The organism is uncultured Rhodococcus sp. (assembly GCF_963525155.1).
GTDB lineage: Bacteria > Actinomycetota > Actinomycetes > Mycobacteriales > Mycobacteriaceae > Rhodococcus_F > Rhodococcus_F qingshengii.
In genome coordinates this window covers 1-5,023 of record NZ_CAURKP010000284.1, presented here as the reverse complement: position 1 = coordinate 5,023, position 5,023 = coordinate 1, and the positions used below count along the sequence as shown (strand labels likewise).

Below are 5,023 nucleotides of genomic sequence, written 5' to 3'. Positions count from 1 at the left end.
GACCCAGCTTTGCCGCGAGACCGGCCGCGTAGTGACCCTCGTAGCGCTCGTCGAAGGTCTCGAGAACTGCTGACGCCGCGGAAATTGCTTCGTCGGGTGTGGAATCGATCAGTGGCAACAGTGTTTCTGCCAAGCGCGCCAGGTTCCACTTCAGTACAGCGGGCTGATTGCCGAATGCATAGCGGCCCCCGTGGTCGATCGAGCTGAACACTGCCGCCGGATCGAACGCGTCGAGGAAGGCGCACGGACCGTAATCGATGGTCTCCCCCGAAATTGTCGTGTTGTCGGTGTTCATGACCCCGTGCACGAAACCGATGAGCATCCACCTCGCCACCAGTGATGCCTGCGCCTCGACCACTGCCTCGAGGAACTTCAGGTAGCGATTGTGTGTACCCGTTGCCGGAAGTTCGGTCAGCTCCGGGTAGTGCCGGGCAATCGCGTAATCGGTGAGCGGCTGCAAGACCTCGCCCTGCCGGGCCGCGAACTCGAAGGTCCCAACGCGTAGGTGACTCGACGCGATCCGTGCAAGCACGGCACCGGGTTCTGCGCCGTTGCGGCGAACGTCTCGGCCCGTCGCCACCACCGACAGCGCGCGCGTAGTGGGGACACCGAGGGCATTCATCGCCTCACTGACGAGATATTCGCGCAGCATCGGCCCTACGACCGCATACCCGTCGCCGCCCCGAGAGAACGGCGTGCGCCCGGAGCCCTTCAGATGCAAGTCCACTCGCTGCCCGTCACTGCTGACGAGTTCGCCGAGTAACAAAGCCCGACCGTCCCCGAGAATTGGTGCGTACCCACCGAACTGATGACCCGCATACGCCATCGCCACCGGTGTGGCCCCGACCGGCACCGTCGAACCGGACAGGACGCCGATCCCGTCCACACTGCGCAGCGCTGCTACGTCCAATCTCAACGACGCAGCCAGCTGCTCGTTCACCACGAGCAACTGCGGGTCAGGGGCGGCAGCACCTTGCCACGGCACCGTCAGAGCGCCGAGTTCGTCCGCGAAAGTACTCTCCAGGCCGGCCACGATGGTGACCGTGTCTGCTGTGGATTCCTCGATTGCAGCCATCACACGAGAGTAGTCACCGTGCGATGGACTATCGATCAGCCCTGATCGATGTACGACTCGAGCTGATCGCGTTCGCTCTTGAGCTCGTCGATGCGGCTCTTCACCACGTCACCGATACTGACGATGCCGAGGAGGTTGCCGTCCTCGATCACCGGCAGATGCCGGATTCGACGCTCGGTCATGATCGCGGCAATGCTGTCCACCGCGTCTGCCGGAACGCACGTGTACATCAGAGCGGTCATGACCTCGCAAACCTGGATCCCGAGAAGGTCCGGGCCACGCTCGTGCAGGCGTCGAACGACATCGCGTTCGGAGATGATGCCGACCACCGCGTCGTCGTCGACCACCACCATGGCTCCGATGTTGTGGCGGGCAAGATCGCACAGCAACCCGTTGACCGTCGTATGGGCGTCGATCGTGACGATGCTGTTGCCCTTGTTTCGCAATATGTCCGCGATCCGCATCACGGCACCCCGATCCGTCGAGACTCTCGGCACGTCCTGCAACGATCGTATCGGCTAGCGAAGCGGAAAAACAGGACTGATCAGGCGATTCCCTGAGCTGCCTTCTCCGCAGCCTGTGCCTGGGCTACCTGAGAAGGTGTGAACCTGATGCACAGCGCCGCGATACCGGCGAACACCGCGCAGACCGCGCAGCCCACAAGTGCGAAGGTGTATCCCTCTCCGAGTGCGATCAATTGCGCCGGATTCATGTCCGCTGCCTTGCCCGAAATGCCGCCGAGCGAGAGCGTCTTCGACGTCGCCATTGCACCGATCACCGACAGCGCCAGTGGCCCACCGAGCGTCTGGGCAACCTGAGCGATGGCCGTCAGCGGGCCGATCTCGGTCTCCGGGACACCGGCGATCGCGCACAGTGGCAAGGGCACCATCGCGAGGCCGATACCGAATCCGATCCCGATCACGGGCACGAACAAGTTGGCCAGGTAGGTGGAATCGGAATCGAGAGTAGATCCGTAGAGGAGTCCGACGATCATGATCACGACGCCGGTGAGGACCAGCCAACGGGGTTGAACCTTCACGGCGAGCTTGGAAGCAACCGACGCGGCGGCGCCCAATCCGAACGCGAACGGAATGAACGCGATACCGGCACGCAACGGCGAATACTGCATGATGTCCTGCACGAACAGCGCGACGAAGGCCGTCATGCTGAACATCGCGCCACCAACGAAGAAGATGGCGAGGAACGTCGCGACACGGTTGCGATCGGCGAACAACGAGAAGGGCAAGAGCGGGTTGTCCGCAGTTCGCTCGACGAAGAGGAAGGCGGCGAGGGCGACCAATCCGGCCGCCAATGCCCCGATGACGGCGATACTCCCCCATCCCATTTCCGGGCCTTCGGTGAGAGCAAAAACAACACCGGTGCACCCGAGAGTCGCGAGGATCGCGCCGGGGACATCCAAAGCCAGACGCGTCTGATTCGTCTCGCGAAGGGCGCGGAACGCCATGCCGACGAGCGCGATCCCGATCGGGACGTTGATGAGGAAGATCAGTCGCCATGACACCTCGGTCAATGCGCCGCCGATGATCAGACCGGCGATCGATCCGACGCCCGTCATGGCGGCAAAAATCGCGATGGCCTGATTACGAGCCGGACCCGCGGCGAAAGTCGTGGCAACAAGGGCGAAGGCGGTGGGCGACGCCACGGCTGCGCCGACACCTTGAAGCGCCCGCGCTGCGATCAACATGCCCTCGTTCAGGGCGAGACCACAGAGCAACGACGCCACCGTGAACAGCGAGACTCCCGCGATGAACATCTTCTTGCGCCCGTACGCGTCACCGAGGCGACCACCGAGGAGCATGAGCCCACCGAACGCAAGCGCGTACGAAGTCAACACCCAATTGCGACCACTGTCGCTCAGCCCGAGGTCTGCCTGCAATGGCGCCAGCGCGAGGTTCGCGACGGTGCCGTCGAGCACCACCATCATCTGCAAACCACTCAGGACGATGATGGCGAGCCCGATGACTCGAGTCGCTACCGGGGCATTCGCCGAAGCGGTTTCAGATGTTGGGGAATCAGACACAAGACTTCACGTTACCCAGCGTCGACGGAAAAGCCCGCGACCGGCCCGATCACGATGATCGCCGGAGGCTTGATCTCCTCGTCCTTGACGCGCTGAGCAACGGTCGCCAGATCGGCCCGAAGTTCACGCTGAGTGCGCAGCGTGCCCTCTTGGATGACGGTGACCGGCGTGGTTGCCGGGCGTCCACCGTCGACGAGTGCCTTCGCGAACTGATCGATGCGCTCGACCGCCATGAGCAGCACGATCGTGCCGCGCAACTTGGCCAGCGCCGACCAGTCGACCAGCGAATCCGGATGATCCGGAGCCACGTGCCCACTGACGACGACGAACTCGTGGGTGACCCCGCGGTGGGTGACCGGGATGCCTGCGGCCGACGGGACCGAGATCGCGCTCGTGATTCCGGGCACTACGGTCACCGGAACGCCGGCAGCGGCACACGCTTCGAGTTCTTCGTATCCCCGTCCGAAGACGTACGGGTCCCCGCCCTTGAGGCGGACCACGAACTTGCCTGCCTTCGCGTTGTCGATCAGCGCGGCGTTGATAGCCTCCTGAGCCATGGCACGGCCGTACGGGATCTTCGCGGCGTCGATCACCTCTACGTCCGGACCCAGTTCGGCGAGCAACTCCGGCGGAGCCAATCGGTCGGCCACGACGACGTCGGCGCGGGCGAGCAAACGGCGTCCGCGCACGGTGATCAGATCGGGATCACCGGGGCCACCACCGACGAGAGCAACACCCGCAGCGGCAGGCTCGGCCGTATCGGCGAGCACGCCCGACTGAAGACCTTCGACGACGGCGGTGCGGACTGCTGCCGAACGACGGTGATCGCCGCCCGCCAGAATTCCGATGCTCATACCGTCGTACTCGGCGCTGGCGGGAGTGACGGCGGTGCCGTGCTTCGCGTTGTCGGCGCGCACGCAGAAGATGTGGCGACGCTCCGCTTCGGCGACGATCGCCGCATTGGTTTCCGGCTCGTCGGTCGAGGCGATGGCGTACCACGCACCTTCGAGGTCGCCGTCGGCGTACGGGCGCTCTTCGACCGTGATCTGACCGGCAGTGGCCATACCTTCGACGGCTGGAGTGAACGCGCGACTGATGACGTGAACGCGGGCACCAGAGGCGACCAGCAGTCCGAGTCGGCGCTGAGCCACAGTGCCGCCACCGAACACGACCACGCGTCGATCGGTCAGGTTGAGGCCGACCAGGTAGTTGGTCTCGTCTGCGGTGGACTCGCTCACTCGCACTCCGTTTCGTTGTCAGAATTGGTCAAGCTGGAGGGAACTTTACGGGCCGCGGCCACGGTCACTCCATCCCTGGCAGTCTTGGCCAGCACAAGTCGGCCGCCCCCGGACGCGAGGATCGCAGCCGCTTCCGCGACGCTTGCCGTTCCGACGGCGTTCTCGACGCGAGGCGATGGTGACGGAACTTGAACTCGCGCAAGTACGTCCGGGGCGAAACTCACAATCGGGACGTTCAGTTCATGGGCCGCTGTCAGAAGAGCCGAAGACTCAGCTTTTGCCGCCACAGTGGCGAGTACCACGATCTTCCCTTGCGCCGCGGGCACAGCCTTCACCGCAGCGACGATGTTCTTCGCGGTGACACTCGTCGTGAATCCCACGCCTATACAGAGGTCATCCCCGTGCGGCATCGACGAACTTCGCGATCGATTCGGGCTGCCCCACCGGATGAGTGTGGAGATACGACGCGTGGACGCCGCCGCGAACAAATCCTTCGCGGACACTGCCGCCGTCCCAGGGCCGCCACCCCCACGCACTTCCGCAACCGTCCGCGTCTGCCGAGACGAGAGACGTTCGGTGGAACTCGTGACCGGTGACGCGGGAGCCTGCTTCGAAGAGGCTGGAGTCGCTGATCGCCACTGCTTCGCGGTACCCGAGGGTCCGGCGTTT

The 5,023-nt window shown here is 64.2% G+C and carries 5 protein-coding genes and 1 pseudogene; all 6 read right to left on the bottom strand.

Translation table 11 applies throughout. The annotated features are described in order from the left end of the window. A partial coding sequence (locus RWT78_RS28145) for a protein adenylyltransferase SelO family protein (protein ID WP_314682547.1) occupies positions 1–1,075 on the bottom strand: 1,075 nt, incomplete at its 3' end. Between the two features lie 35 nt (positions 1,076–1,110). After that, positions 1,111–1,539: a CBS domain-containing protein gene (locus tag RWT78_RS28140; protein WP_003942785.1), complete on the bottom strand. Its 429-nt coding sequence runs from the start codon at positions 1,537–1,539 to the stop codon at positions 1,111–1,113. A gap of 80 nt (positions 1,540–1,619) precedes the next feature. After that, positions 1,620–3,116 (bottom strand): MFS transporter, encoded by a 1,497-nt coding sequence (locus tag RWT78_RS28135; RefSeq protein ID WP_399552211.1) that lies wholly within the window; start codon positions 3,114–3,116, stop codon positions 1,620–1,622. A gap of 11 nt (positions 3,117–3,127) precedes the next feature. Further along, positions 3,128–4,354 (bottom strand): uroporphyrinogen-III C-methyltransferase, encoded by a 1,227-nt coding sequence (gene cobA, locus RWT78_RS28130; protein ID WP_007735001.1) that lies wholly within the window; start codon positions 4,352–4,354, stop codon positions 3,128–3,130. Further along, a complete protein-coding gene (locus tag RWT78_RS28125; RefSeq protein WP_007734999.1) occupies positions 4,351–4,734 on the bottom strand; it encodes a cobalamin biosynthesis protein in 384 nt (127 codons plus the stop codon). The genes cobA and RWT78_RS28125 overlap by 4 nt, the downstream gene beginning before the upstream one ends. A 13-nt stretch (positions 4,735–4,747) precedes the next feature. Continuing rightward, positions 4,748–5,023, bottom strand: a pseudogene (locus RWT78_RS28120) (cobyrinate a,c-diamide synthase); the annotation flags it as partial.

What these genes read in the sequence shown, in the direction of transcription:
- RWT78_RS28140 (WP_003942785.1), bottom strand. Translation starts at nt 1,539, where the DNA reads ATGCGGATCGCGGACATATTGCGAAACAAGGGCAACAGCATCGTCACG.